Consider the following 24,509-nt stretch of genomic DNA (forward strand, 5'->3'; position numbering starts at 1 on the left):
AGATTTGCGCCAAAACAAATTTTTTTGCGTCTCCTTCCGGATAACTACGCCAATAACCAAGATATTTGCTTTAAAAACCTTAATATTTGTATCTACATGAAAAAAACGACAAGCACCCATGCTTGTCGTTTTCCTTTTAAGCTAATTAACCTCTTAGGTTATAGAAAGATGCTAAGCCGTTGTATTGAGCTGTTTCACCAAGATTGTCTTCAATACGTAGTAATTGGTTGTATTTTGCAACACGGTCAGTACGTGATGGAGCACCAGTCTTGATTTGGCCAGCGTTTGTTGCAACTGCGATGTCAGCGATTGTGCTGTCTTCTGTTTCACCAGAACGGTGAGAGATGACTGCAGTGTAACCAGCGCGTTTTGCCATTTCGATTGCATCAAATGTTTCAGTTAATGTACCGATTTGGTTTACTTTGATTAGGATAGAGTTACCTACGCCTCTTTCAATACCTTCTGAAAGTTTCTTCGTATTTGTTACGAATAGGTCGTCCCCGACTAATTGAACTTTTTTACCAAGACGCTCAGTTAGTAGCTTGTGGCCTTCCCAGTCGTTCTCGTCTAAACCATCTTCAATTGAGATGATTGGGTATTTTGAAACAAGATCTTCGTAGAATGAAACCATTTCTTCAGAAGTAAGAACTTTGCCTTCTCCCTTAAGATGATATTTACCGTCTTCTTTGTTGTAGAACTCAGAAGATGCAGCATCCATTGCAAGACGCACTTGTTCGCCTGGCTTGTAACCAGCTTTTTCGATTGCTTCTACGATTGTTTTAAGAGCTTCTTCGTTTGATCCAAGGTTTGGAGCAAATCCACCTTCGTCACCAACAGCTGTGTTTAAGCCTTTTGCGTGTAACACTGCTTTTAGGTTGTGGAAAATTTCAGCACCCATGCGAAGTGCTTCTTTGAAGTTTTCAGCACCAACAGGCATGATCATGAATTCTTGGATATCAACGTTATTATCAGCATGCTCTCCACCGTTGATGATGTTCATCATTGGTACTGGAAGAGTTTTTGAGTTGAAGCCACCTAGGTATTGGTATAAAGGCACTTCTAGGAAATCTGCAGCTGCACGAGCTACCGCCATAGATACACCAAGAATTGCGTTTGCACCTAATTTACCTTTGTTTTCAGTTCCATCAAGCTCGATTAGCGCATGATCGATTGCTACTTGTTCAGTTACATCGAAACCAATAATTTCTGCAGCGATGATTTCATTTACATTGTTTACTGCTGTTTGAACACCTTTTCCAAGGTAACGGCTCTTATCGCCATCACGAAGCTCAACTGCCTCATATTCACCAGTTGAAGCACCACTTGGTACTAGTGCGCGACCGAATGCACCTGACTCAGTGTAAACTTCAACCTCAACTGTAGGATTTCCACGAGAATCTAATACTTCACGAGCATATACATCTACGATAATTGACATTAAAAATCTCTCCTTTAAATTGGTTTATTTTATTAAACTGTTTCCTGTCATTTCAGCGGATTTTTGGACACCTAGTAAATCAAGCATAGTTGGTGCTAGATCACCTAAGATTCCATCTTCCCTTAATGTTAATCCTTCTTTAGTAACGATTACTGGTACTGGATTTGTTGTATGTGCAGTCATCGGCTGTCCCTCAAGGGTAACCACCTCATCAGAGTTACCATGGTCAGCTGTAATGATTGCTGCTCCTCCTTTTGCAAGGATAGCATCAACGATTTCACCTAAGCACTCATCAACCACTTCAATCGCTTTGATTGTTGGCTCAAGCATGCCAGAGTGACCGACCATATCAGGGTTTGCAAAGTTTAAAAGAATCGCATCATGATTATCTTCAGCAATTTCTTTTAAAAGTGCATCCTTCACCTCGTATGCACTCATTTCAGGCTTAAGATCATAAGTTGCAACTTTTGGTGAATTGATTAAAATTCGTGTTTCACCAGGGAATTCCTGTTCACGTCCACCACTCATAAAGAAGGTAACATGAGGATATTTTTCAGTTTCCGCAATGCGGAGCTGTTTTAATCCATTTTGTGAAAGGACTTCTCCTAATGTATTATCTAGATTTGTTGGCTTGAATGCCACATATCCATCGACACTTTCACTGAAGTGGGTTAAGCAGACAAAGAATAAATTCTTCGGATGCTTAGGTCCACGATCAAATGAACGGAAATCGTCATTTGTGAATGTGTTCGAAATTTGGATGGCGCGATCTGGTCTGAAATTATAAAAAATCACAGCATCATTGTCTTGGATGGTTGCAACAGGTGAACCATCTTCTTTGACAATGACAGATGGTAAAACGAACTCATCGTAAATGCCGTTTGCATAAGAGTCATCAACAAGCTCGAATCCATTTTTATATGTAGGACCTTCCCCGTAAACCATCGAACGATATGATTTTTCAACACGTTCCCAACGCTTGTCACGGTCCATTGAATAATAACGGCCAGACAAAGTGGCAATTTCACCAACACCGTATTCCTTGATTTTTTCATCAAGCTGTTCTAGATAGATTTTTGCGGTTTGAGGACCAACATCTCTTCCATCTAAAAAGCCATGAATATACACTTTTTCAATACCTTCTGATGCAGCAAGCTTTAATAAAGCAAAAAGGTGATCGATGTGACTGTGTACACCACCATCTGATAATAAACCGAAAAGGTGTAGGGCTGTACCTTTTTCCTTCACATGCTTCATGGCTGCTAGGAAAGTTTCATTTTTTTCAAATTCATGCTCACGAATGGCAACATTTACGCGGGTCAAGCTTTGGTAGACAATCCGGCCAGCACCAATATTTAAGTGACCTACCTCAGAATTCCCCATTTGACCTTCAGGTAAACCAACGGCCTCACCGCTAGCCTGTAAAGTAGCATGCGGATATTTGTTCCATAAGCGATCAAAATTTGGCTTGTTTGCTTGGGCAACTGCATTTCCTTTTACTTCATCGCGAAATGCAAATCCATCTAAGATGATGAGTGCAACTGGTGATTTACTCATTGCTACCTGCCTCCAAAAGCTTTACAAAAGAGGAAGCATCAAGACTTGCTCCACCAACTAGAGCACCATCGATATCTGGTTGTGACATGTATTCTTTAATGTTTTCGGGTTTTACACTTCCACCATATTGGATGCGTACTGCATCTGCCACGTCGCCGGAGAATTGCTCAGCAACTACTTTACGGATGTGTGCACAAACCTCGTTCGCATCTTCAGCAGAAGAAGATTTTCCTGTTCCAATCGCCCAGATTGGTTCATAGGCAATGACAACCTCTTTCACTTGTTCAGCTGTTAGACCTGCTAATGCTTTTTGAACTTGTGTTCCAACTAGGTCATTCGTTTGACCTGTTTCACGCTGCTCTAATGTTTCACCACAGCACACAATTGGAATTAAACCATGTGAAAAAGCTGCAAGTGTTTTTTGGTTTACCGTTTCATCTGTTTCTGCGAACATTTCGCGACGCTCAGAGTGACCAAGGATCACATAATCAACGCCAAGATCCTTTAAAGCAACAGGACTAATTTCACCTGTAAATGCTCCACTCTCTTCGAAGTGCATATTTTGTGCACCAATTTTAAGATTATAATTTCCTTCTTTTACGTTTGCTACTAAACGCTCTAGGAAAAGAGCTGGCGAACAAACGACAGAATCAACCTTTTCTGGTGATGGAATTAGACCATTGATTTCTTCTACAAATTGAACTGCTTCAGAAAGAACCTTATTCATTTTCCAGTTTCCTGCAATGATTGGCTTTCTCATATTTCACCATTCCTTTCAAATAGAAAAGTGCAAGGCGCCAGCCGATTGGCGGCAAGCATAAGATAGCTTTGACAGAAGGTGCATTTTACCTTCTGAAGCGATTGATTATGACCCGAGCCGATGGCGCCTGGAACTAGACATTGGTCTAGATTGCTTTTTTATTTATCGTTAAGTAATTCGACTCCTGGAAGCTCTTTACCTTCCATGAATTCTAATGATGCTCCACCACCTGTTGAGATGTGGCTCATTTTATCAGCAAGACCGAATTTTTCTGCAGCTGCAGCAGAGTCACCGCCACCGATGATTGAGTATGTATCAGTTGCATCAGCTAGTGCCTGGGCAACAGCTTTTGTTCCGTTTGCGAATGCATCTAATTCGAACACACCCATTGGACCGTTCCAAATAACAAGCTTAGAGTTTTGGATGACATCTCTGTAAGTTTCAGCTGTTTTTGGTCCGATATCGAGTGCTTCCCAATCACTTGGGATTTCGTTAATTGGAACAATTTTAATGTTCGCATCATTTGAGAAATCATCTGCTACTCTTACATCTACAGGCATATAGAAGTTTACGCCTTTTTCTTTAGCTTTGTCCATGAATTGCTTTGCAAGATCAATTTTATCTTCCTCTAAAAGAGATTTACCAATTTCATGACCTAATGCTTTTACAAATGTATAAGCAAGTCCTCCACCAATGATTAAGTTATCCACTTTATCTAAGAGGTTCTCGATGACTCCGATTTTGTCTTTAACCTTTGCTCCACCGATAATCGCTGTGAAAGGACGCTCTGGATTGGATAGTGCTTTTCCTAATACTTCAATCTCTTTTTCCATTAAGAAACCTGCAACAGCCGGTAGGTGTTCTGCAATACCCGCTGTAGAAGCATGAGCACGGTGAGCAGCTCCGAATGCATCGTTTACGTAAACATCAGCTAACGCAGCAAATTGTTTAGCTAGCTCTGAATCATTCTTCTCTTCTCCAGGATAGAAACGAACGTTTTCTAACAATAGAACATCGCCATCGTTCATTTCAGAGATTGCTTGTTCAACCTCTGGACCATACGCCTCATTTGTTTTGCGAACCTCGATACCTAAATGCTCGCCTAAGCGTTTAGCTACTGGGTCTAAGCGAAGCTCGTCTACCGCTTTACCTTTTGGACGACCAAGGTGACTAGCTAAAATAACCTTTGCTCCTTCTTTACGAAGGTACTCGATTGTAGGTAATGCTGCACGAATACGAGTTTCGTCCGTAACCTGACCATCTTGCATTGGAACGTTAAAATCAACTCGACAGAAAACTCGTTTGCCTTTCACATCAATATCTCTTACTGATTTTTTATTCATTGGGAAGGCCTCCGTTCTATGTAATATATTGAATCAAAACTTGTGATTTGACCCTTGTCTAAATGACATTAAAAAGGGAAGGGAACACTCCCTTCCCTACACATGTTTATTATATTGGTTGTTGTTTAGGATTCCAAGATAATGTGCTTTACTGTTTTATACGGTAAAATTATAGACCTTTTTTAGCAATGTAGTCTACAAGGTCAACTACACGGTGAGAATATCCACTTTCGTTATCATACCAAGAGATAACCTTAACCATGTTGCCTTCCATTACCATTGTAGAAAGTGCATCGATTGTTGAAGAATTTGGATTTCCGTTATAGTCACCAGAAACTAGTGGCTCTTCACTGTACCCCATAATTCCATTTAATTCGTTTTCTGCTGATTTACGTAATGCAGCATTTACTTCTTCTACAGTTACTTCTTTATCTAATTCAGCAACTAGGTCAACTAGTGATACGTTAGGAGTTGGAACACGCATAGCTCCACCATTTAATTTACCCTTTAACTCTGGTAATACTAGAGAAACAGCTTTTGCTGCACCAGTAGTTGTAGGAATGATGTTTTCAGCTGCTGCACGAGCACGACGATAATCTTTATGTGGTAAATCAAGAATTTGTTGGTCATTTGTGTATGAGTGAATTGTTGTCATCATACCACGCTTAATTCCAAAGTTCTCATGTAGAACTTTTGCAAATGGTGCTAAGCAGTTTGTTGTACAAGAAGCATTTGAAATTACATTGTGGTTTGCTGCATCGTACTTGTCTTCGTTAACACCCATAACGATTGTGATATCTTCGTCAGTTGCAGGAGCAGAAATGATAACTTTCTTTGCACCAGCTTCTAAGTGTTTCGCAGCGTCTGCACGCTTAGTGAAACGACCAGTAGATTCAACAACTACTTCTACACCTAGGTCTCCCCAAGCAAGTTGAGCTGGGTCGCGTTCAGCTTTAACTAGAATTTCTTTTCCATTAACAACAAGGTTGTTTCCATTAACAGATACTTCTGCATTTAGAGTACCATGTACAGAGTCATACTTTAATAGATGTGCTAACATGTTTGCATCTGTTAAATCGTTTACTGCTACAATTTCAACATTTGGATTGTTTAACGCCGCACGTAATACGTTACGTCCAATACGTCCAAAACCATTAATACCAACTTTTACTGCCATTTTGATTTCCTCCTTTTGTATGTGAAGCCTAAAAAAATTTTTTATATAAGGGTTACCCCTTTATTAACTCTTTTGCAGCACCCTCATCTGTTATTAACAGAGTTCCCTGTGCTTGCTTTAAGTAGGCTTGAATGGCTTTTGCCTTCGAAGCTCCACCAGCTACTGCAATCACATCATGAATTGCAGGAAGATCCTTAAGCTGGATCCCAATCGTTTGAACCCGATGGACTACATTCCCATCTTCATCAAAATAATAGCCAAAGGCTTCAGCGACCGCATGAGATGCAATGATTTTTTTCATATCCTCTTCATCTGTCTTTCGCCGCTCTGCCATTGTAATAGCGTCTCCTATTCCGTGGACAACCATACTTGATGACTTTATCAAATTCAGGACATCTCGTATTGATGGTTCCGCTACGAAAGAATGGTACGCTTCATTGCTCACAACATCAGGTACATGAAGAAGTCTGTAATCACCAGAGGCTTTTTCAGCCATCTTTGCGCAAATAGTATTTGCTTGATTTTCTACTCTTTCTCCTAACCCGCCTCTTGCCGGAACGAATAAAATGCTTCGCCCTTTTGAATCAGGGGTCATCATTTCTGCGACCTCAGCAAGGGTTGTTCCACCAGTAACTGCGACGATATTTTCTCCAAAAAGCCTTTGTTTTATTCTTGAAACGCAAGCTCTTCCCATTTCTTTTTTCACCCAAGGAGTCGTGTCACTGTCGCCTGGAACGACAATTACCTCTTTTATATTTAATTTCTCCTTAAGTTTTGATTCTAAAACCTTTAAACCTAAAACTTCCTTCATAACATTCTCAAGATCTCTTACAAGATCCGCGCCCTCTTTCGTCAAACTCATACCTGCTGTGCTAAAGTCCACGAGGTTTTGCTTTTTTAAAAACTCAACCTCACCGCGGAGTACACGCTCGCTATGACCAAGACTCGTTGAAAGATTCCGTCTCCCTATCGGCTGCATAAGTCGTATGTATTTGAGGATCTCATGGCGCTTTTGCATAACCTCGAGTAGATCGGGTAATAATTTCTGTTGTACTTCAATGATTGAACTCATTATTTTCATTTCCCCTTTTTACCATAAGGGACTTCTTTTGTCCCGGTGTGACATATTATGTCCCGCTTACAGTAAAAAAAAACAACATCTATAAAAATATAATATCGTCGTCGTGTTACATTAATTATAGTACCAATACTTTTCAAAGAATGCAATAAATAAACTGCCTATTTTTTAGGCAGTTGTGATAAAAGCTTATCTTTTTGATAAATTACTCAAGTAATCTTGGATTGTTTCTTTATGGATAATCCCATACTCTACTTCGTTTCCGTCAATTTCGATGACCGGAATCATAATCTGATATTTTTCTAGTAGTACATCATCTTGATAAATATCGATTTCCTGAAAATCTAACGGGTAATCTTCGCTTAGTTCTTCGATCACTTTTTTCGCCTTCGTACAAAGAGAACAATTTTCCTTTGAATACATCGTTACTTGAATGCGACTCACTTGTTACACTTCCAATCTACTGGCTATACCGTTTTCGTTTCGTTGAAGAAGGTATATTTAATTGGTCTCGGTATTTTGCAATCGTTCGCCTTGAGACAAGAATACCATGCTCCTCCTCAAGTATACTGACAATTTCTTGGTCTGACAAAGGCTTTTGTTTATTTTCTTCCTCAATCATTTGTTTCATGACATTTTTCACTTGTGTCGCTGATGTATCAGCCTCACCTGTAGTTTGGATATTTCGGCTAAAGAAATACTTCATTTCAAATATCCCAAATGGAGTTTGCACAAATTTATCCTTCACTGCACGGCTGACTGTTGATTCATGAATCTCAAGCGCGTCCGCTACATCATTCATGATCATCGGTTTTAAATGCGCCGGCCCTTTTATAAAAAAATCAAGTTGACGGTTAATAATTTCACTCATTACATTTTGCAAGGTTATTTTACGTTGTTCCAAGCTCCTCATGATCCATTGGCATTGGTCCACTTTTTCTTGGAGATAGGACTTTGTTTCTGAATCCTTCTCCTTTAAAAAATGCTGATAATATTGAAGGTTCAATGACACCTTTGGCAGATAAGAGTCTTGCATGCTCATTGTGACCACACCGTCTTCTACCTGAATGTCAATATCAGGAACAATGTAATGTGCTTCCCCACCATGAAAGGCCGCACCAGGTCTAGGTTGAAGCGTTTGGATAAAATCAAAGACCTGTTGAATATCAAAAAGCTTTACATTGAGATCTTTAGCGATTTCCTTCCATGACTTTTCAGCGAATTGTTCAAAATGATCTTGTATGATGGTTTCCGCTAAACTGTTTCGCTTCGGAAGTGACTTCAATTGCAATAAGAGACATTCCTGTAAGGACCTTGCACCTACCCCAATTGGATCTAAGCTTTGGATAAAGTGAATTGCCGTTTCAACAGATTCTGTATCTGTATTAAGATCCCTTGCAATTTCCTCAACCGGAAAATACAAATACCCATTGCTATCAAGTAACTGAATAATATATTCAATGGTCCGTTTTCTCTGTTTGTTTAGTTTCATATATGAAAGTTGTGTTAGCAAATGCTCATATAGGCTCGTTTCTTTTTTACCAATATAATCGATTGGATTTGTATATCCATCTTTTGTAACTTTCGTTTTTTTAGGTCGTTCAAAATCCGTGGGTTTTACATCAATTAGGGGATTTTCTAGTGTTTGCTCTTCGAGAAATTTAGTCAAATCCAAAGCTGAGTATTGTAAAAGAGTTATCGCCTGTGTTAATTCCTTTGTCATGACTAGCTTTAAAGATTGTTGTTGAAAAAGTCCAGTTTGCATATTCACTCAAGGTCTCCCCCTTTCTTTGAATTGTTTTATTTTTGGAAGCGTTTACTTTTTATTCGTTATTTTATCAATGTAGTTTGATTGAATGAATATATGGTTTATTTTATCTTACTTCTATCGTATCGAAAAAGTTAAATTTTAGCACGCATTTTAAAACATTTTTTGAAAGATTCTACCTTAAAGAGGTGATTATTGTTGAAAAAGAATGAAATCATGTACACTGGCCCAGTTACTGGGACTTTGAACGAGGCGAAGGAAAATAAAAACAAAGAAGAATTTGCATCAGAATTTGACCCCATCCAAACAATGTGGGCTGTGAATCCGGTTGATGAGGATGTGTATGATGGGACATTGGGGTATAAGGATAACTAAGTGGTTTAAAGTAAAGGGAATATGAAATTGCACCAGGGTTGGATTTATTCGTTCCAGTTTTACTAGATTTTAGGTTGAGGAAGGTAAGATTAAACCTTTTACGTTCCCTTTTCGTTCGATTTCCAGCAAGTAAAGGCACGAATACCACATTAAACAAAAAACTGACCAGAGATATTCTCTGGTCAGTTTTTATAGCGCCCTCGGCAGGATTCGAACCCACGATAAGAGAACCGGAATCTCTTGTGCTATCCACTACACTACGAGGGCATGTCTTTAATGAAACTGCACTCATCATTATAGGATAGAACGCTTTTGATTGCAAGAAGTATGTTTAAATCTCTCCAAATCGGTTATGATGGAATACGTATGAAATTTTGTTTTTTTCCCTGCTTAAAAAGGTATGGGATAAACGTTTGTAGAATACTATAAATTAGTAAAGCGAATTGTTTGACCTTTACTGACCTTAATTGTATGATGGAAATACATAACAAACCTTTTAATTTGTTTAAAGGAGGAAGAAAAATGAATTTAATCCCTACAGTTATTGAACAAACAAACCGTGGTGAGCGTGCATATGACATCTACTCACGTTTATTAAAAGACCGTATTATCATGCTTGGAAGTGCGATTGATGATAATGTTGCAAACTCAATCGTATCTCAGTTATTGTTCCTAGCAGCTGAGGATCCAGAAAAAGATATTTCTCTATACATCAACAGCCCAGGTGGTTCCATCACGGCTGGTATGGCGATTTATGACACAATGCAATTCATCAAACCAAAGGTTTCTACGATTTGTATCGGTATGGCAGCATCAATGGGTGCTTTCTTACTTGCAGCTGGTGAAAAAGGCAAGCGTTTTGCACTTCCAAATAGTGAAGTCATGATTCACCAACCGCTTGGTGGTGCTCAAGGGCAAGCAACTGAAATAGAAATTGCGGCTAAGCGTATCTTATTCCTACGCGACAAGCTAAACAAAATTTTAGCTGAGCGTACTGGCCAGCCATTAGAGGTTATTGAAAAAGATACTGACCGCGATAACTTCATGACTGCCGAAAAAGCAATGGAATATGGATTAATCGACAAAGTTATGTACCCGCAAGACAATAAATAAGAAATAAAAAATCCTCTCACATTTAATCGTGAGAGGATTTTTTTATGCTTCTTTTTGAACAAATTCCGTTAATGCTTCAACTGCATCTTCTTCATCATTTCCTTCCGCAATTAACGTAACTGTTGCGCCAGATCCAACTGCTAGACTCATTAAGCCCATGATGCTTTTTGCATTCACCTTTTTCCCGTCTTTTTCCAAAAAGATGTCCGCGGAAAATTTATTTGCTTCTTGGACAAACATTGCTGCAGGGCGTGCCTGTAATCCCGTTCTTAATACTACCTCAACTTGTCTTTCAACCATTTTTTCTTCCTCCTCAAATTTGTGTAGAATTCTAAAGTTGTGTTTTCTCTACTTATTTTCCTATTCATACGTAAATGAACCAAAAAGGTTTCAAAATGACAGCGCTTTATTTTATTCCAAGTGAGCAAAACGGCTCACTTGATGGATTGGCCTGCCCGTAACTTATCGGCAATTTCATCAATCTTGCGAAGTCGGTGGTTAATACCTGATTTACTAATCTTCCCGGACGTGACCATTTCGCCTAACTCTTTTAAGGTGACTTCCTGGTAGGCAACCCGAAGCTCAGCAATTTCTCTTAACTTATCAGGTAAAATACCAAGTCCGACTGTTTCATCAATATAGCGGATATTTTCCACCTGACGAATCGATGCACCAATTGTTTTATTTAGGTTTGCCGTTTCACAATTCACGAGACGGTTCACTGAATTTCGCATATCCCGCACAATACGTACATCCTCAAATCGGAGTAACGCCTGGTGAGCACCGATAACATTGAGGAATTCTGTGATTTTTTCTGCCTCTTTTAAATACGTAATAAAGCCTTTTTTTCGTTCTAATGTTTTCGCATTGAGATCAAAAACGTTCATTAATTCACAAAGAGAATCATTATGTTCTTTATATAATGAAAAAATCTCAAGATGGTACGAGGATGTTTCAGGGTTATTTACAGATCCTCCTGCTAAAAAAGCCCCACGTAAATAGGACCGCTTGCAGCATTTCTTCGCAATAAGTGCTGGAGAAATTTCATGATGTAGGGTAAAACCTTCAAAAATCTTTAAATCTTCTAAGATATCCTTTGTGTCCTCGATAAGTCGAACAATATATACATTGTTCTTCTTGAGTCTCATTTTTTTACGAACGAGGAGCTCAACACCCACATTATAGCATTTTTTTAGCAATGTATAAATTCTTCTCGCGATAGCGGCATTTTCCGTCTGGATATCAACCACTACTTTTTGACTGGAGAAGGAAAGTGCGCCATTCATTCGAATCAAAGCGGAAAGTTCGGCTTTTGCGCAGCAATCTTTGATGTCTAGGTTTGTCAGTTCTTTTTTCGTCTCTGATGCAAATGACACAGGTTCCAACCTCCTTTTTATCATTAAGGGTAATCTTCAATTACCCTTTTTTGTCTTCTACAAGCATATTATATAATAGATTGGCTACTTTTGTTGTGTCATGCCTGATGACATCATTGTCGTATGAGATAATCTTATCATTAATAATCGATAAACCTAAAGCAGAAAGTCTTTCTAAATCATACACAACAGGCTTTGCTAGTTCTTTTGCATATTTTTCCTTGATTCGTTCCGGAATGTCACCATCATTGACCAAAATCGTATCAATGAACTTTAATTTCATATGATCATATAAAGCTTGCACATGGTCACTTGCCGTATAGTTCAACGTTTCCCCGGCCTGTGTCATCACGTTACAAATATACACCTTTTTCGCCTTAGCTTTGATGACCTCTTCACCGATTTTTGGTACAAGCAAATTCGGTAATATGCTTGTGTAGAGGCTTCCGGGACCAATGACAATCATATCAGCCTGTTGGATTTTTTCGATTGATTCATTTAAGGGCTCCACATCATCGGGTGTTAAAAAGACACGCTTAATTTTTTTACCGGAGAATGGAATTTTGGACTCTCCTGTAACAACATTGCCGTCCTCCATTTCAGCATTTAAAACGACGCTTTTGTTCGCTGCTGGCAGGACTTTCCCTCTAACCTTTAGGACTTTACTCATTTCACCTACTGCGTGAACAAAATCGCCAGTTATCGTTGTCATCGCCGCCAGAATCAAGTTTCCAAGTGAATGACCAGATAAGCCATTGCCTCCAGCAAACCGATGCTGGAACAAATCCTCAATCAAAGGCTCCACATCAGATAACGCAGCTAATACGTTTCGAATATCACCGGGTGGTGGAATATCCATCTCATCACGAAGGCGACCAGATGAACCTCCATCATCAGCAACTGTTACAATTGCTGTAATATCAACAGGCTGATATTTTAACCCGCGTAAAAGTACGGAAAGGCCAGTTCCCCCACCAATGATGACAATCTTAGACTGATTTGAATTGGTCATTACTTTCGTTCCTTTCTCCTCTCAATATCGCGGTGAGAAACATGGGTTTGATATTCACCTTTGAAATAATTCGCGATATATTCGGCAAGTGTAACAGAACGGTGCTGTCCGCCCGTACAACCAATTGCAATCACAAGCTGACTTTTTCCTTCCCGCTTGTATTGTGGGAGCATAAATGCCAATAAGTCGGTTATTTTTTCAATAAATTTCTGGGTTTCCGTCCATTTTAATACATAGCTTGATACATCCTCATCGAGCCCAGTCTTTGGTCTCATAGCCTCGATATAGTGTGGATTTGGAAGAAATCTCACATCAAAAACAAGGTCAGCATCAATCGGAATACCATATTTAAAACCAAATGACATCACATTGACGGTAAATGTAGGTTTTGAATGGGATGCGAACTGTTTTAAAATTTTCTCGCGTAACTCTCTTGGCTTTAAATCCGAAGTATCAAAGATATACTGCGCTCTTCCCTTCATTTCCTCAAGTATCTCCCGCTCAGCCTGGATTCCTTCAAGTGGTGAACCAGTTGGAGCAAGTGGATGCGAGCGTCTTGTTTCCTTATAACGTGTAACAAGCGTTGTATCCTTTGCATCCAGGAATAAGATTTGCGGCGCAATCCATGAAACCTCTGAAAGTTCATCAAGGGATGCAAATAAGCTATCGAAAAATTCACGTCCGCGTAGGTCCATGACGAGCGCAACTTTATCCATTTTTCCGCCTGATTCCTTCATCAGTTCTAAGAACTTTGGAAGCAAAGTTGGAGGTAGATTATCTACGCAAAAATACCCTAAATCCTCAAAGCTTTGAATGGCCACCGTTTTACCAGCACCTGACATTCCCGTTATGATCATTAATTGTATTTCACTTGTTGAACCAACACTCATTGTTTTGCCTCCCAATACCCTAGCTTGGGTCTAATCGATATGAAAGTAATTGAAAATCTGTTGTATATGTAAATGTTCCATAAATAACCCCAGAACCTTTAAGTACATAATCCAATATATGATAATCACCAGGGGCCATCGGCAGATTAGGTATATCCTTTATCTCTTGCCATTTCAGGATTCCCTCTTCGGATTCATCAACATTTTCTCCTTCGAAGTCATTTGCTAAGAAAGAAAACATCATCCATTCTGAGGTTACCTTATCGCCTTCTTTAATGATAAACGTAAAAATCCCTTTAATATCTGGATTTTTTAGATATAAACCTGTTTCCTCACGGTATTCACGGATGCAGGAGTCGCGAACGGATTCACCCGGCTCCATTTTACCGCCAGGAGCCACCCACCACCCGCGTCGTGGCTTTTGTAAAAGCAATACTTTATTGTCTTTGCGTACAACGCAATTGGTTACTCTTTGCACTATCTTTCACCCCAAGTCGGTCCCATATCCAGGTAGACCGTTTGTAAGCAATCTTATGGTTATTATTATACTATTTCTGAGAGGTAGTCACAACGAACAAGATTTACATATTGTTTTTAAGCAAAAAAAGGGGGCACAGGGGATGCCTGTGCCCAAATAAAATCTATTTTATAAAAAGGGGGTCAATTACTACTATTATCATACTCAAAATATATTTCATCCGTGTTACAGGAGAGTTAAAACAAAATTACGTTTTCAAAGTTGTCCTTTACATAGTGAAACAATCGCACCAGATAACTGCTCCATTCCTGATTCTTAGTTCAAAAGCTTGAATTTAATGCATATATTTTAGTTACGGATAAATGTACGAAGGGGGAATGGGAATGAACGAAAAATTGATGGTTCGCCAGGAATTAATGGAGCTTGACCAGAAACATTTTTTACATCCAACCTCACCAATTCAGCAGCAGCAGGATTTCGGTCCGGCTTTTATTTTCACCAAAGGAGAAGGTGTGTTTCTTGAGGATGTGAACGGAAAACGTGTGCTTGATGGCATGTCCTCATTATGGAATGTCAATATTGGACATGGACGAAAGGAATTGGGGGAAGCTGCACAGGAACAAATGAACAAGCTTGCGTTTAGCTCTTGCTTTGCAACATTTAGCAATGAACCTGCGATTAGGCTATCAGCAAAGCTTGCGGAAATCTCACCCGGAAGCTTATCTACAACCTTCTTTACCTCAGGTGGCTCCGAAGCAAATGATACCGCATATAAATTAGCACGGCATTATTGGATATTACGCGGATTTCCCGAAAAAAAGAAAATCATTACTCGGAAAAGGTCCTATCATGGGGTGGCAATGGGTTCAACAAGTGCAACAGGGTTGAAGCCATTTCGGGATTTTACAAATTCATTAGCTCCAGATTTTTACTATACGGACAATTTGTCTGCTGAGAATTTGCGAAGTACGATCGAAGCAGAGGGACCGGATACAATTGCAGCATTCGTGGCGGAGCCTGTTCAAGGCGCAGGTGGTGTCCATATTGCTCCAGACGGATATTTTAAAGAGGTTCGAAAAATTTGTGATGAATACAATATTTTATGGATTACTGATGAAGTGATCACGGGATTTGGTCGAACCGGGAAATATTTCGGTGTTGATCACTACGAAGTAGCTCCTGACATGATGTGTTTTGCTAAAGGGGTAACAAGCGGATATGCTCAATTAGGCGGAGTCGTCCTATCTGAGGCGATTTTTGAGGATTTAAAAAAGCTTTCTACCGGTACACTTTTACATGGATATACGTACAGTGGCCATCCGATGGCCTGTGCAGTAGCGCTGAAAAATATTGAAATCATTGAAAATGAAGGGTTCATCGACAATTCTGCGAAAATGGGAGCAAAAATGCTTGATGGCTTTTCATGGATTCAAGGAGAATCCAGTCTTGTCAGTCATGTTCGTGGTTTAGGATTGATGGGTGCTATTGAAATCAATACGCCACAGCATATAAAAGGACCACTTGCCCCAAAAATCGTAACTGAGGCTGCTAAAATTGGTCTAATCTGTAGATCCGTTGTATTTGATGGGATGGACACTCTTGTCTTTGCTCCTCCACTATGCATTAATAAAGAGGAAATGGACTTGATGATTGAAATGCTGCATCACGCGATTTTTCGGATTGAACGGAGTGTGTAAAGCCACTAAAACCGCCCTTCCTTTTAGAAAGGCGGTTTTACTTTTCTCAAGCCATTACTGGAACTATTTTTAGTTACCTGAATCATAATCTTGGTAATATACTGTTCCTTTTGATTCATAACAACTGTATCATAAATATACTCTTCAAAAACATAATCCCCTAAGGATAAATCTAAGCGTTCCATTTCTGAAAGGAGTTTTTTATATGTATGGTGGATTGATTTATCATCTCCAATATGATATCCAATGAGAAAATCCCCCTTAACAGCTTGAAAATATGGATATCCTTCCTTTGGATGTGGTTGTTCAATGTATAAATGGCTATATTTTGAAAACTCTCCTTTTAAAATCTGTTCCCTTTTTGTTAAACCGCCTATTGGATATCCTGTATCTAGCTGTAATTCATTCAATTCATCAATAAACTCTGAAATTACCTCTACAAATTCTTCATCGGAAATATTTTCAATGTTCCTGCTTAAATAAAGTGTGGCTTCTGGTAAATGTTCGAGCGTAATATGATTAAAATCGAGTTGTGAAGCTTCCTTCATTAATGCTATTTTCGTTTCAATCAGTTTTTCCTTCATTTCCAATTCCTGACGTTTTTTCGCAATTTCTTCTCTTTTCTGATACATCAAAGTTAAAAAGCTCTCAGGAGATTTGTTTTGTGTGTATTGTTGAATATCAGTTAGCGACATATCAAGGTCTTTTAGTAAATCTATCACAAAAAATAACTCAATTTGATTGATTGAATAATAACGGTACCCTTTTTCATTTTTAAATACCGGAGACAACAGACCTATTTGATCATAATAAATGAGGGTCTGTTTGTTCACTTTGCATAGTTTTGCGAATTCACCTGTCGTTAAAAGTTTTACATTTTTTTCATTCATTTTTTGCTTCACTTCCCTTGACTATATAGTAACTATATACACTAGGATAATACCTGTAAAGAAATCAAAAGAACCCATTAAGATTTCGGGTTAAGGAGAATGTGTAACATGAAGACCTCAAAGATGACCTTAGGATTATTATTGATAAATTTATTCATCGCCTTTTTGGGAATTGGTCTGATCATCCCCGTTTTACCTACGTTGATGAATGAATTAGGCATAAATGGAACGACTGTTGGCTATCTGACAGCTGCTTTTGCATTTTCACAATTGATTGTTTCACCATTTGCAGGCAAGGCTGTAGATAAATGGGGAAGAAAAATAATGATCGTCCTTGGCTTATTTATTTTTGGGCTATCGGAATTATTATTTGGACTTGGCAAGGAAATTGAAACATTATTTATTTCTCGGATATTAGGTGGAGTAAGTGCTGCATTTATTATGCCAGCTGTTACTGCATTTATAGCAGATATTACAGACCTGGAAACTCGCCCCAAAGCACTCGGGTATATGTCAGCTGCCATTAGTACAGGATTTATTATCGGCCCGGGGATCGGTGGTTTTTTAGCGGAATTTGGAACACGTATCCCTTTCTTCTTTGCAGGGGCTCTTGGTACAATAGCTGCCATATTAACGATTATTTTTATAGCTGAACCAGAAAGAGCAGCAGAAAATAAGGAACAATCTCTAGAATATAAAAATGGTTTCAGACGTATGATTGAACCTAAATATTTCATTGCGTTTATTTTAATTTTCATAGCTTCATTTGGTTTGGCAGCCTTTGAATCATTCTTTAGTTTATTTGTCGATCACAAATTTAAGTTTACACCCTCTGATATAGCAATTGTCATTACAGGTGGTGCCGTTCTTGGTGCAGTTGCACAGGTTATACTTTTTGATAGGTTGACAAGAATTTGGGGTGAAATCAAACTGATTCGCTACAGCCTTGTTATATCAGCCATACTTGTCTTTCTAATGACCGTTGTTCATTCGTATTTCTCTATTTTACTTGTGACCTTTATCGTATTCGTAGGTTTCGATTTATTCCGACCAGCTGTTACGAATTATCTATCAAACATCGCGGGGGATGAACAAGGCTTCGTTGGCGGTATGAACTCAATGTTTACAAGTTTGGCTAATATTAGCGGACCGATTCTTGGGGGGATATTATTTGATATCGACATTGATTATCCGTATTATTTTGCAACTGTGGTACTAACCTTTGGAGTTGTGTTAACTTTATTCTGGAAAAAGCAAACAGTACCTATTAACAAAGTGAAGACGAGTATAGCAAATTAGACAAATCGAAAACTGCCATGAAATAAAAAACACCTCCGTCGTGGAGGTGTTTTTGTATTATGCTTTTATTTTTTCCATCAATGTTTCGATATAATGCTGTGCTGCTTGAGCAGCGATACTGCCGTCACCTGTTGCGGTTACGATTTGGCGAAGCTGTTTTTCACGGATATCGCCTGCAGCGAAAATACCTGGTACCTTTGTTTCCATATTTTCGTTTGTTTCGATATAACCATTTTCATTTGTGATGCCAAGGCCTTCAAATGGTTTTGAAAGTGGAAGCATTCCAACGTATACGAATACGCCATCTGCTCCAAACTCTGTTTCCTCACCTGTTTGTGTATTGACAATAGTTAAGCTACCAACCTTGCCATCCTTCTCGTGGATTTCTTTTACAGTATGATTCCAGATAAAGTCCACTTTTGGATTATCGAATGCACGTTGTTGAAGAATTTTTTGCGCACGCAGCTCGTCACGGCGGTGAATAATCGTTACTTTCGAAGCGAAACGAGTTAAGTACACGCCTTCTTCTACTGCAGAGTCTCCGCCACCTACTACAACAAGCTCTCGGTTTTTAAAGAACGCCCCGTCACATACTGCACAATAAGAAACACCGCGTCCACCAAGTTCCTGTTCACCAGGTACACCAATTTTCTTATACTCTGCACCAGTTGAGATAATCACAGCACGTGCTTTGTATTCTTTGCTTCCAGCAACTACTGTTTTATATTCCTCACCATCGATGACTTCCTTTATATCCCCGTAAGCATATTCAGCACCAAATTTTTTCGCGTGCTCAAACATTTTTGTGGATAACTCAGGTCCTAGAATATGATCAAAGCCTGGGTAGTTTTCTACTTCTTCAGTGTTAGCCATTTGACCACCAGGAATCCCGCGCTCAAGCATTAATGTTGATAGGCTTGCACGAGAAGTATATACAGCAGCAGTCATGCCGGCTGGTCCGGCCCCGATAATAATGACATCATAAATTTTTTTTTCAGTCATATTTTCGTCTCTCCTAACTTCCATGGGTAAAATTTGATATATCGTTTAGTATCTCCTACCCCTATCCTATAAAATCCTGACAAAATCCGCTATTAATATGCTCATTGAAGGAGTTCTTTAACAAACTTTATATATTTCATGACAGTTGCCTTCGAAATTTTATACTTTTCGGCAACCTGTTTTTGGGTAATTGTCCGTGACACGTGATTGCGCCAAATGTATTCAGTTGCAGCTGCCCATGCCTGCCAGTTAGACACATTGAACTGACGCTTAACGGCTTCATCATAAATCATCAACCAGGTTAAATAAAGCTCTTCATTAGCAGAATCATCATGTTTATTTTTTGAAAATAACGTGTCGGCAATATTATATCCATCAATAATATAAGACGGAACTTTTTCTGTTTTTTTCTTTTTCGCTAGGACATAGTTTGCAAATTCTTGTTCCAGAGTCGCGTGAAATTGAATATGTTTTAAATCCTTACGCACCAAGGATGAATTTGTTTTACTCGCTAAAAATAAACCATATAAACGTTCTTCAATAAAATCACCAGTCAACCAGCGATCGAGTACATCACTAATTGGTTTTGTACGGTCAGATTCCCACGGTGCTGACCCCTTTTTATTTGGATTTTCCTCCAGCACCCGTTTCCACGCATTTTGAGCAACATCATGATGCTCTGTGAAATAGGCAGAATAGGAAAGCCAATAATAAAAGGTTTCATCCCCTTCAAACCCGCTGCGTTGAAGATTTCTTAGCCATTTATACGCAAGATCATGACGTCCAATTAAGCCAAATGTTGCCCCTAGCTTATAACGGTGTTCAAACAGCATGGGATGAATGAGCGATAATCGTTTTGTTAACTCTTTCACCTGCTGATTTTTACGTTGATAATATAAAAAGACAAGAGAATTACATAATGCGTGCAGGTTCCCAGGATTCTTACTCAAAACCTCATCGAGGATCTCAGACGCATTTTCCACATCTCCTGAATAAAAATAGGCAAGTGCCAAATTATTATAGGCAGACCAAAATTCCGGGTACTCACGAATGATTTCCTTTAAAAGGGTCACCGCTTCGTCCAATCGTCCTGTTTCGAGGAAGTCACGTGCCTGTTCCTGCTTGATGATGAGCTCATCCTGTTGGTTTCCGGAAAAATCAAAATCCCCTTCTTCAAGACTTAATAAATCAAGCAGATCCTCTGCATCCTCTGCAAAATCTCCATCAGGTTCTCGCTCTAAATACCATTCTGCATGTTTCCCAGCCTCTTGAAACAAGCCCAAATGGGCGTAATTATTAGCCATAAAATAATAGCACTCAGGCATATCAAAATTTGGCTTATCAATTATTTTAGTAAGATATTGATTGGATAACACATAGTCACCAATTTCCGTTAGTGCAACTGATAATTGGCATAAAAACATTGGTTCAGTCGGTTCAAGCTCAATTGCTCGTTTAAAGTGTTTGATTGATTTATATATATCATGCTGGCGATACGCCTTTAATCCTTTTTTAAAATAATATTCTCCCGTCTGGATAAACGGAATAATCTTAGATGCATGTTGTCTTTCTTTTACGTTTTGTTTTTCCATCGGGGTCCTCCATTAAAATCGAATAAAAATAAAATTATTTCCCAACGTAGTATAACACATAAAGGCATTTGGCACATAGGGGAGCTTGGGTGAAAATAAAAACATTTTAGGAATAGCTTGTGGATAATGTGAATACCGTGGATAACCTTTCCTGAAATGTTAATAATCCGTTATGTTTACTGAATTGAACTAACATATTCACAAAAACAGAGGCTTCGTTGTGGGTAATGTGGATATCGTGGATAAATTATTTAAATCTCAATAAAATAAGGCAGTGAAAAAGGGTGCTTGTTGTGGATAAGCACCCTTGTAAGTTCTTATCTTCTCTTTTGTAAAACTGACAATACATCATCAAGTGGAAGCTTTTGTTCACGAAGCAAGACGAGCAAGTGATAAATAAGGTCTGCTGCTTCCCATTTTAACTCTTCATGTTCACGGTTTTTCGCTGCAATAATGACTTCAGAAGCTTCTTCTCCTACTTTTTTCAGGATCTTGTCTACCCCTTTATCAAATAGGTATGTTGTATAAGCCCCCTCTGGCATTTCTGCTTCTCGCTCTGCGATTATTTTTTCAAGTTCATTGAGGATGGCAAAGCGGTCAGAAGTTCCTACTTTTTCTTCTCCAAATAGAGATTCATTAAAGCATGTATATTTGCCAGTGTGGCATGCAGGTCCTGCTGGCTCCACTAAAACAAGAATCGCATCCTTGTCACAATCGTATTTCAGATCAACAATCTTTTGAGTGTTCCCGGAGGTTTCTCCCTTATGCCAAAGCTCCTGGCGAGAGCGACTGTAAAACCAAGTTTCACGTGTATCAATGGATTTGCGTAGAGATTCTTCATTCATATAAGCTAATGTTAAAACCTCTTTGCTTACGGCATCCTGTACAATAGCAGGAGCAAGTCCCTTTTCGTCGAATTTAATGTCTGGTGTGTTCATCGGACATTTACCCCTTTCTCTTTTAAGAAGTTTTTAACTTCTTTAACGGAAGTTTCTTTGTAGTGAAAAATACTTGCTGCAAGTGCTGCATCTGCCTTACCTTCTGTGAATGCCTCCACAAAATGCTGTGCATTTCCAGCACCACCTGACGCGATGACAGGTATCGAAACAGCTTCACTTACTCGTTTTGTTAATTCGAGGTTGAAGCCATCCTTACTACCATCATCATCCATACTTGTTAGTAAAATTTCACCAGCACCTAGCTTAACTACTTCCTGGGCCCAAGCAACAACCTCCCAATTGGTTGCGTTTCGTCCACCATGTGTGAACACTCGCCAGCTACCCAATTCCTCATCATATTTTGCATCAATGGCAACGACAATGCATTGAGAGCCGAAGAAGTCGGCTCCTTCCTTAATTAAGTCAGGATTGGTTAATGCTGCCGTATTGAGTGAAACCTTGTCCGCACCTGCGCGAAGAATTTTTTTCATATCCTCTAAGGAATTAATTCCTCCCCCAACTGTAAATGGAATCGCGAGCTCTGCTGCGACTTTTTCAACAACCTCAACCATCGTTTTACGACCTTCATGGGAAGCAGAAATATCGAGAAAAACCAATTCATCTGCACCTTCTGAATCGTAAAACTTTGCTAGTTCAACGGGATCACCAGCATCTCGGAGCCCAACAAATTGAATGCCTTTTACGACACGGCCATCCTTTACATCCAAACACGGAATAATTCGCTTTGTGATCATCAGCCCTTCACCTCTTCTAGCGCCTCTTCAACGGTAAATTGATTCGTGTAGATGGCTTTTCCGACAATTGCGCCAGATACACCCTGTTCAACTAGCTTACTGAGTGCCTTTAAGTCATCTATTGAGCTGACTCCTCCTGATGCAATCACTTTTTTACCAGTCGCAGCTGCAAGTGTCGCAACCGCATCGATGTTTGGTCCGCTCAGCATCCCATCTGTTGCAATATCCGTGAAAATAAACGTTTGTGCACCAGCCTTAGCTAGCTCAATACCTAAATCAGTTGCTTTTACAGAAGAGGTATTTAACCAACCTTCCGTTGCCACATACCCATCTTTTGCATCTATGCCGATTGCGATTTTTTCTTTATATTTTTTAAGCATTTCTTTCACAAACTCAGGATTTGAAATGGCCGCACTTCCTAAAATCACACGGTCAACGCCATTTTCAATATAATAGGCAACATCCTCTTCTGTTCGGATGCCACCCCCGATTTGAACCTTTGCATCGAGCTTGGTCGCAACCTCAATTACATATTGATCATTTACTCGTTTACCTGCTTTTGCCCCATCTAAATCCACCATATGAATCCAATCCGCACCCGCATCAGCGAACGCTTTTGCCATATCAAATGGAGAATCACCGTACACGGTTTCCTTATTATAATCCCCTTGAAGCAAGCGAACGCATTTGCCACCACGCATATCGATTGCTGGGTAAATTGTAAAAGTACTCATAACGTCACCTTCTTTTCTACGATAGCAGCGTAGTTTTGGAGAATTTGTAAACCAAGGTCACTGCTTTTTTCCGGATGAAACTGTGTTCCAAACACATTTCCCTTTCCGACAACAGCGGGAACCTCTACATCATAGGTGCTGCTTGCAATCACATTTTCATTAGTAGTTGATGCATAGTAGGAGTGAACGAAATACACATGTCCACCCTCAATATTCTGTAAGAGCGGAGAAGGATTGATAAGAGTAAGGTCATTCCACCCCATATGCGGTACCTTATAGGTTTCTCCACTTGCAGTTCTTCCAGGGATTTTTGTGATTTTACCTTTTAAAAAGCCGAGACCCTGGGTGAGTCCATTTTCTTCACTCTCTTCAAACAAAAGCTGCATGCCAAGACATATTCCTAGGAGTGGTGTTCCTATTGCAACGGATTCTTTTATAAAACCCACTAGTCCTTTTTCATGTAAAATCCCCATCGCATCCTTAAACGAGCCAACACCCGGTAAAATCAGACCGGCAGCTTTGCTAAGCTCATCTGGTGAACTTGAAATGAAGTACTCGTAGTTCATCCGCTCAAGCGCTTTAGATACGCTGTATAAATTCCCCATGCCATAATCGATTATTCCGATCATCTACAACATCCCTTTCGTTGATGGGACCCCCTTAACTCGTGGGTCGACCATGGTTGCCTCATCTAATGCACGACCTAAAGCTTTAAAAACCGCCTCGATCATGTGATGTGTGTTGTGACCGTAGTGAACAATAACGTGGAGGTTGATTCTTGCTTCTAATGCAAGCTTCCACAAAAATTCATGCACAAGTTCTGTGTCGAATGTGCCAACACGAGAGCTTGGGAAATCCGCTTTTAATTCAAAATGCGGGCGGTTTCCAAGGTCAATGACAACCTGTGCAAGTGCTTCATCCATTGGAACAAAAGCATTTCCATAACGCTTGATTCCTTTTTTATCACCAAGAGCTTCACGTAATGCCTGTCCTAAACAGATGCCAATATCCTCTGTTGTGTGATGATCGTCAATTTCAGTATCACCATTTGCATCAACAGTAAGGTTAAATTGTCCGTGCTTTGTAAAAAGATCCAGCATATGGGACATAAACGGAACACCTGTATCTAACTTTGAAATTCCTTCTCCATCCACTGAAAATTCTAGTTTTATATCTGTTTCATTTGTTTTTCGTTCAACTTTTGCTTGTCTTGACATGATTACACCTACCGTTATCT

General features: G+C 39.4%; 25 protein-coding genes and 1 tRNA gene. 4 read left to right on the top strand and 22 right to left on the bottom strand.

All coding sequences use genetic code 11. The features are described from left to right. Nucleotides 1-145 precede the first annotated feature (145 nt). The 8 genes from eno to rpoN form a co-directional block, all read right to left on the bottom strand. Nucleotides 146-1,438: a phosphopyruvate hydratase gene (eno, locus tag V7138_RS21205; protein ID WP_335401279.1), complete on the bottom strand. Its 1,293-nt coding sequence runs from the start codon at nucleotides 1,436-1,438 to the stop codon at nucleotides 146-148. Nucleotides 1,439-1,462: 24 nt separating this feature from the next. Then, nucleotides 1,463-2,995 carry a 2,3-bisphosphoglycerate-independent phosphoglycerate mutase gene (gpmI, locus tag V7138_RS21210; protein ID WP_335401280.1) on the bottom strand — a complete coding sequence of 511 codons (1,533 nt, stop codon included), beginning with the start codon at nucleotides 2,993-2,995 and terminating at the stop codon, nucleotides 1,463-1,465. Further along, entirely contained in the window at nucleotides 2,988-3,755 is a 768-nt protein-coding gene (gene tpiA, locus V7138_RS21215) for a triose-phosphate isomerase (RefSeq protein ID WP_335401282.1), read from the bottom strand. Before tpiA ends, gpmI begins: the two co-directional genes overlap by 8 nt. A gap of 158 nt (nucleotides 3,756-3,913) precedes the next feature. Beyond that, a complete protein-coding gene (locus V7138_RS21220; RefSeq protein ID WP_335401284.1) occupies nucleotides 3,914-5,098 on the bottom strand; it encodes a phosphoglycerate kinase in 1,185 nt (394 codons plus the stop codon). 169 nt (nucleotides 5,099-5,267) lie between these two features. Next, complete coding sequence (gene gap / locus V7138_RS21225) at nucleotides 5,268-6,275, bottom strand: type I glyceraldehyde-3-phosphate dehydrogenase (protein ID WP_335401286.1); 1,008 nt, start codon at nucleotides 6,273-6,275, stop codon at nucleotides 5,268-5,270. A 52-nt stretch (nucleotides 6,276-6,327) separates the two neighbouring features. Beyond that, the gene (locus V7138_RS21230; RefSeq protein WP_335401288.1) at nucleotides 6,328-7,347 is read right to left on the bottom strand and encodes a sugar-binding transcriptional regulator; all 1,020 of its coding nucleotides are present in this window, start codon (nucleotides 7,345-7,347) and stop codon (nucleotides 6,328-6,330) included. A 195-nt stretch (nucleotides 7,348-7,542) separates the two neighbouring features. Further along, entirely contained in the window at nucleotides 7,543-7,788 is a 246-nt protein-coding gene (locus V7138_RS21235; protein ID WP_335401380.1) for a glutaredoxin family protein, read from the bottom strand. 25 nt (nucleotides 7,789-7,813) lie between these two features. Next, on the bottom strand, nucleotides 7,814-9,118 hold the full coding sequence (rpoN, locus tag V7138_RS21240; protein ID WP_335401383.1) for an RNA polymerase factor sigma-54: 1,305 nt from the start codon (nucleotides 9,116-9,118) through the stop codon (nucleotides 7,814-7,816). Between the two features lie 201 nt (nucleotides 9,119-9,319). Between rpoN and V7138_RS21245 the strand changes: the two genes are divergently transcribed. Further along, nucleotides 9,320-9,496: a hypothetical protein gene (locus V7138_RS21245; RefSeq protein ID WP_335401290.1), complete on the top strand. Its 177-nt coding sequence runs from the start codon at nucleotides 9,320-9,322 to the stop codon at nucleotides 9,494-9,496. Nucleotides 9,497-9,691: 195 nt separating this feature from the next. Here the strand turns inward: V7138_RS21245 and V7138_RS21250 are convergent. Beyond that, nucleotides 9,692-9,763 (bottom strand) — tRNA-Arg (locus tag V7138_RS21250). Between the two features lie 255 nt (nucleotides 9,764-10,018). Here V7138_RS21250 and clpP point away from each other — a divergent pair. After that, entirely contained in the window at nucleotides 10,019-10,609 is a 591-nt protein-coding gene (clpP, locus tag V7138_RS21255) for an ATP-dependent Clp endopeptidase proteolytic subunit ClpP (RefSeq protein WP_335401292.1), read from the top strand. Nucleotides 10,610-10,651: 42 nt separating this feature from the next. Here clpP and V7138_RS21260 read toward each other — a convergent pair whose 3' ends face one another. The 5 genes from V7138_RS21260 to V7138_RS21280 form a co-directional block, all read right to left on the bottom strand. Further along, nucleotides 10,652-10,909: an HPr family phosphocarrier protein gene (locus V7138_RS21260; protein WP_335401295.1), complete on the bottom strand. Its 258-nt coding sequence runs from the start codon at nucleotides 10,907-10,909 to the stop codon at nucleotides 10,652-10,654. Nucleotides 10,910-11,043: 134 nt separating this feature from the next. Next, nucleotides 11,044-11,985, bottom strand: coding sequence for a DNA-binding protein WhiA (whiA, locus tag V7138_RS21265; RefSeq protein WP_335401298.1), 942 nt, complete (start codon nucleotides 11,983-11,985; stop codon nucleotides 11,044-11,046). Nucleotides 11,986-12,025: 40 nt separating this feature from the next. Beyond that, a complete protein-coding gene (locus V7138_RS21270; RefSeq protein WP_335401300.1) occupies nucleotides 12,026-12,997 on the bottom strand; it encodes a gluconeogenesis factor YvcK family protein in 972 nt (323 codons plus the stop codon). Beyond that, the gene (gene rapZ, locus V7138_RS21275; protein WP_335401303.1) at nucleotides 12,997-13,887 is read right to left on the bottom strand and encodes an RNase adapter RapZ; all 891 of its coding nucleotides are present in this window, start codon (nucleotides 13,885-13,887) and stop codon (nucleotides 12,997-12,999) included. The genes V7138_RS21270 and rapZ overlap by 1 nt, the downstream gene beginning before the upstream one ends. 19 nt (nucleotides 13,888-13,906) lie before the next feature. Next, the gene (locus V7138_RS21280; protein WP_335401304.1) at nucleotides 13,907-14,365 is read right to left on the bottom strand and encodes an NUDIX hydrolase; all 459 of its coding nucleotides are present in this window, start codon (nucleotides 14,363-14,365) and stop codon (nucleotides 13,907-13,909) included. Nucleotides 14,366-14,748: 383 nt separating this feature from the next. Between V7138_RS21280 and V7138_RS21285 the strand changes: the two genes are divergently transcribed. Next, on the top strand, nucleotides 14,749-16,062 hold the full coding sequence (locus V7138_RS21285) for an aminotransferase family protein (protein WP_335401306.1): 1,314 nt from the start codon (nucleotides 14,749-14,751) through the stop codon (nucleotides 16,060-16,062). Nucleotides 16,063-16,085: 23 nt separating this feature from the next. On the opposite strand, the gene V7138_RS21290 is transcribed toward V7138_RS21285, so the two are convergent. After that, nucleotides 16,086-16,952, bottom strand: coding sequence for a MerR family transcriptional regulator (locus V7138_RS21290; protein ID WP_335401309.1), 867 nt, complete (start codon nucleotides 16,950-16,952; stop codon nucleotides 16,086-16,088). 108 nt (nucleotides 16,953-17,060) lie between these two features. Here V7138_RS21290 and norA point away from each other — a divergent pair, with 108 nt between their 5' ends. Then, nucleotides 17,061-18,251, top strand: coding sequence for a multidrug efflux MFS transporter NorA (norA, locus tag V7138_RS21295; RefSeq protein WP_335401312.1), 1,191 nt, complete (start codon nucleotides 17,061-17,063; stop codon nucleotides 18,249-18,251). A 57-nt stretch (nucleotides 18,252-18,308) separates the two neighbouring features. Here norA and trxB read toward each other — a convergent pair whose 3' ends face one another. The 7 genes from trxB to hisB all read right to left on the bottom strand — a co-directional run bounded on the left by trxB (nucleotide 18,309) and on the right by hisB (nucleotide 24,489). After that, nucleotides 18,309-19,253, bottom strand: coding sequence for a thioredoxin-disulfide reductase (gene trxB / locus V7138_RS21300; protein WP_335401314.1), 945 nt, complete (start codon nucleotides 19,251-19,253; stop codon nucleotides 18,309-18,311). Nucleotides 19,254-19,354: 101 nt separating this feature from the next. Then, a complete protein-coding gene (locus V7138_RS21305) occupies nucleotides 19,355-20,845 on the bottom strand; it encodes a tetratricopeptide repeat protein (RefSeq protein WP_335401317.1) in 1,491 nt (496 codons plus the stop codon). Nucleotides 20,846-21,162: 317 nt separating this feature from the next. After that, the gene (hisIE, locus tag V7138_RS21310) at nucleotides 21,163-21,783 is read right to left on the bottom strand and encodes a bifunctional phosphoribosyl-AMP cyclohydrolase/phosphoribosyl-ATP diphosphatase HisIE (protein WP_335401319.1); all 621 of its coding nucleotides are present in this window, start codon (nucleotides 21,781-21,783) and stop codon (nucleotides 21,163-21,165) included. Then, nucleotides 21,780-22,538, bottom strand: coding sequence for an imidazole glycerol phosphate synthase subunit HisF (gene hisF / locus V7138_RS21315; RefSeq protein WP_335401321.1), 759 nt, complete (start codon nucleotides 22,536-22,538; stop codon nucleotides 21,780-21,782). The genes hisIE and hisF overlap by 4 nt, the downstream gene beginning before the upstream one ends. After that, nucleotides 22,538-23,272, bottom strand: coding sequence for a 1-(5-phosphoribosyl)-5-[(5-phosphoribosylamino)methylideneamino]imidazole-4-carboxamide isomerase (gene hisA / locus V7138_RS21320; RefSeq protein ID WP_335401324.1), 735 nt, complete (start codon nucleotides 23,270-23,272; stop codon nucleotides 22,538-22,540). The genes hisF and hisA overlap by 1 nt, the downstream gene beginning before the upstream one ends. After that, nucleotides 23,269-23,901 carry an imidazole glycerol phosphate synthase subunit HisH gene (hisH, locus tag V7138_RS21325; RefSeq protein ID WP_335401327.1) on the bottom strand — a complete coding sequence of 211 codons (633 nt, stop codon included), beginning with the start codon at nucleotides 23,899-23,901 and terminating at the stop codon, nucleotides 23,269-23,271. Before hisH ends, hisA begins: the two co-directional genes overlap by 4 nt. Next, entirely contained in the window at nucleotides 23,902-24,489 is a 588-nt protein-coding gene (hisB, locus tag V7138_RS21330) for an imidazoleglycerol-phosphate dehydratase HisB (protein ID WP_335401330.1), read from the bottom strand. Between the last annotated feature and the right edge of the window lie 20 nt (nucleotides 24,490-24,509).

Source organism: Bacillus sp. JJ1533 (assembly GCF_036965045.1).
Taxonomy (GTDB): domain Bacteria; phylum Bacillota; class Bacilli; order Bacillales; family Bacillaceae_L; genus Ferdinandcohnia.

Bases quoted from the DNA above. Each gene is read 5' to 3' on its own strand.
- V7138_RS21305 (WP_335401317.1), bottom strand. From the start codon at position 20,845: ATGGAAAAACAAAACGTAAAAGAAAGACAACATGCATCTAAGATTATT.
- V7138_RS21270 (WP_335401300.1), bottom strand. From the start codon at position 12,997: ATGACCAATTCAAATCAGTCTAAGATTGTCATCATTGGTGGGGGAACT.
- hisIE (WP_335401319.1), bottom strand. From the start codon at position 21,783: ATGAACACACCAGACATTAAATTCGACGAAAAGGGACTTGCTCCTGCT.
- hisF (WP_335401321.1), bottom strand. From the start codon at position 22,538: ATGATCACAAAGCGAATTATTCCGTGTTTGGATGTAAAGGATGGCCGT.
- hisB (WP_335401330.1), bottom strand. From the start codon at position 24,489: ATGTCAAGACAAGCAAAAGTTGAACGAAAAACAAATGAAACAGATATA.
- eno (WP_335401279.1), bottom strand. From the start codon at position 1,438: ATGTCAATTATCGTAGATGTATATGCTCGTGAAGTATTAGATTCTCGT.
- tpiA (WP_335401282.1), bottom strand. From the start codon at position 3,755: ATGAGAAAGCCAATCATTGCAGGAAACTGGAAAATGAATAAGGTTCTT.
- gpmI (WP_335401280.1), bottom strand. From the start codon at position 2,995: ATGAGTAAATCACCAGTTGCACTCATCATCTTAGATGGATTTGCATTT.
- hisH (WP_335401327.1), bottom strand. From the start codon at position 23,901: ATGATCGGAATAATCGATTATGGCATGGGGAATTTATACAGCGTATCT.
- clpP (WP_335401292.1), top strand. From the start codon at position 10,019: ATGAATTTAATCCCTACAGTTATTGAACAAACAAACCGTGGTGAGCGT.
- trxB (WP_335401314.1), bottom strand. From the start codon at position 19,253: ATGACTGAAAAAAAAATTTATGATGTCATTATTATCGGGGCCGGACCA.
- gap (WP_335401286.1), bottom strand. From the start codon at position 6,275: ATGGCAGTAAAAGTTGGTATTAATGGTTTTGGACGTATTGGACGTAAC.
- hisA (WP_335401324.1), bottom strand. From the start codon at position 23,272: ATGAGTACTTTTACAATTTACCCAGCAATCGATATGCGTGGTGGCAAA.
- V7138_RS21260 (WP_335401295.1), bottom strand. From the start codon at position 10,909: ATGGTTGAAAGACAAGTTGAGGTAGTATTAAGAACGGGATTACAGGCA.
- rapZ (WP_335401303.1), bottom strand. From the start codon at position 13,887: ATGAGTGTTGGTTCAACAAGTGAAATACAATTAATGATCATAACGGGA.
- norA (WP_335401312.1), top strand. From the start codon at position 17,061: ATGAAGACCTCAAAGATGACCTTAGGATTATTATTGATAAATTTATTC.
- V7138_RS21290 (WP_335401309.1), bottom strand. From the start codon at position 16,952: ATGAATGAAAAAAATGTAAAACTTTTAACGACAGGTGAATTCGCAAAA.
- V7138_RS21220 (WP_335401284.1), bottom strand. From the start codon at position 5,098: ATGAATAAAAAATCAGTAAGAGATATTGATGTGAAAGGCAAACGAGTT.
- rpoN (WP_335401383.1), bottom strand. From the start codon at position 9,118: ATGCAAACTGGACTTTTTCAACAACAATCTTTAAAGCTAGTCATGACA.
- V7138_RS21285 (WP_335401306.1), top strand. From the start codon at position 14,749: ATGAACGAAAAATTGATGGTTCGCCAGGAATTAATGGAGCTTGACCAG.
- V7138_RS21230 (WP_335401288.1), bottom strand. From the start codon at position 7,347: ATGAGTTCAATCATTGAAGTACAACAGAAATTATTACCCGATCTACTC.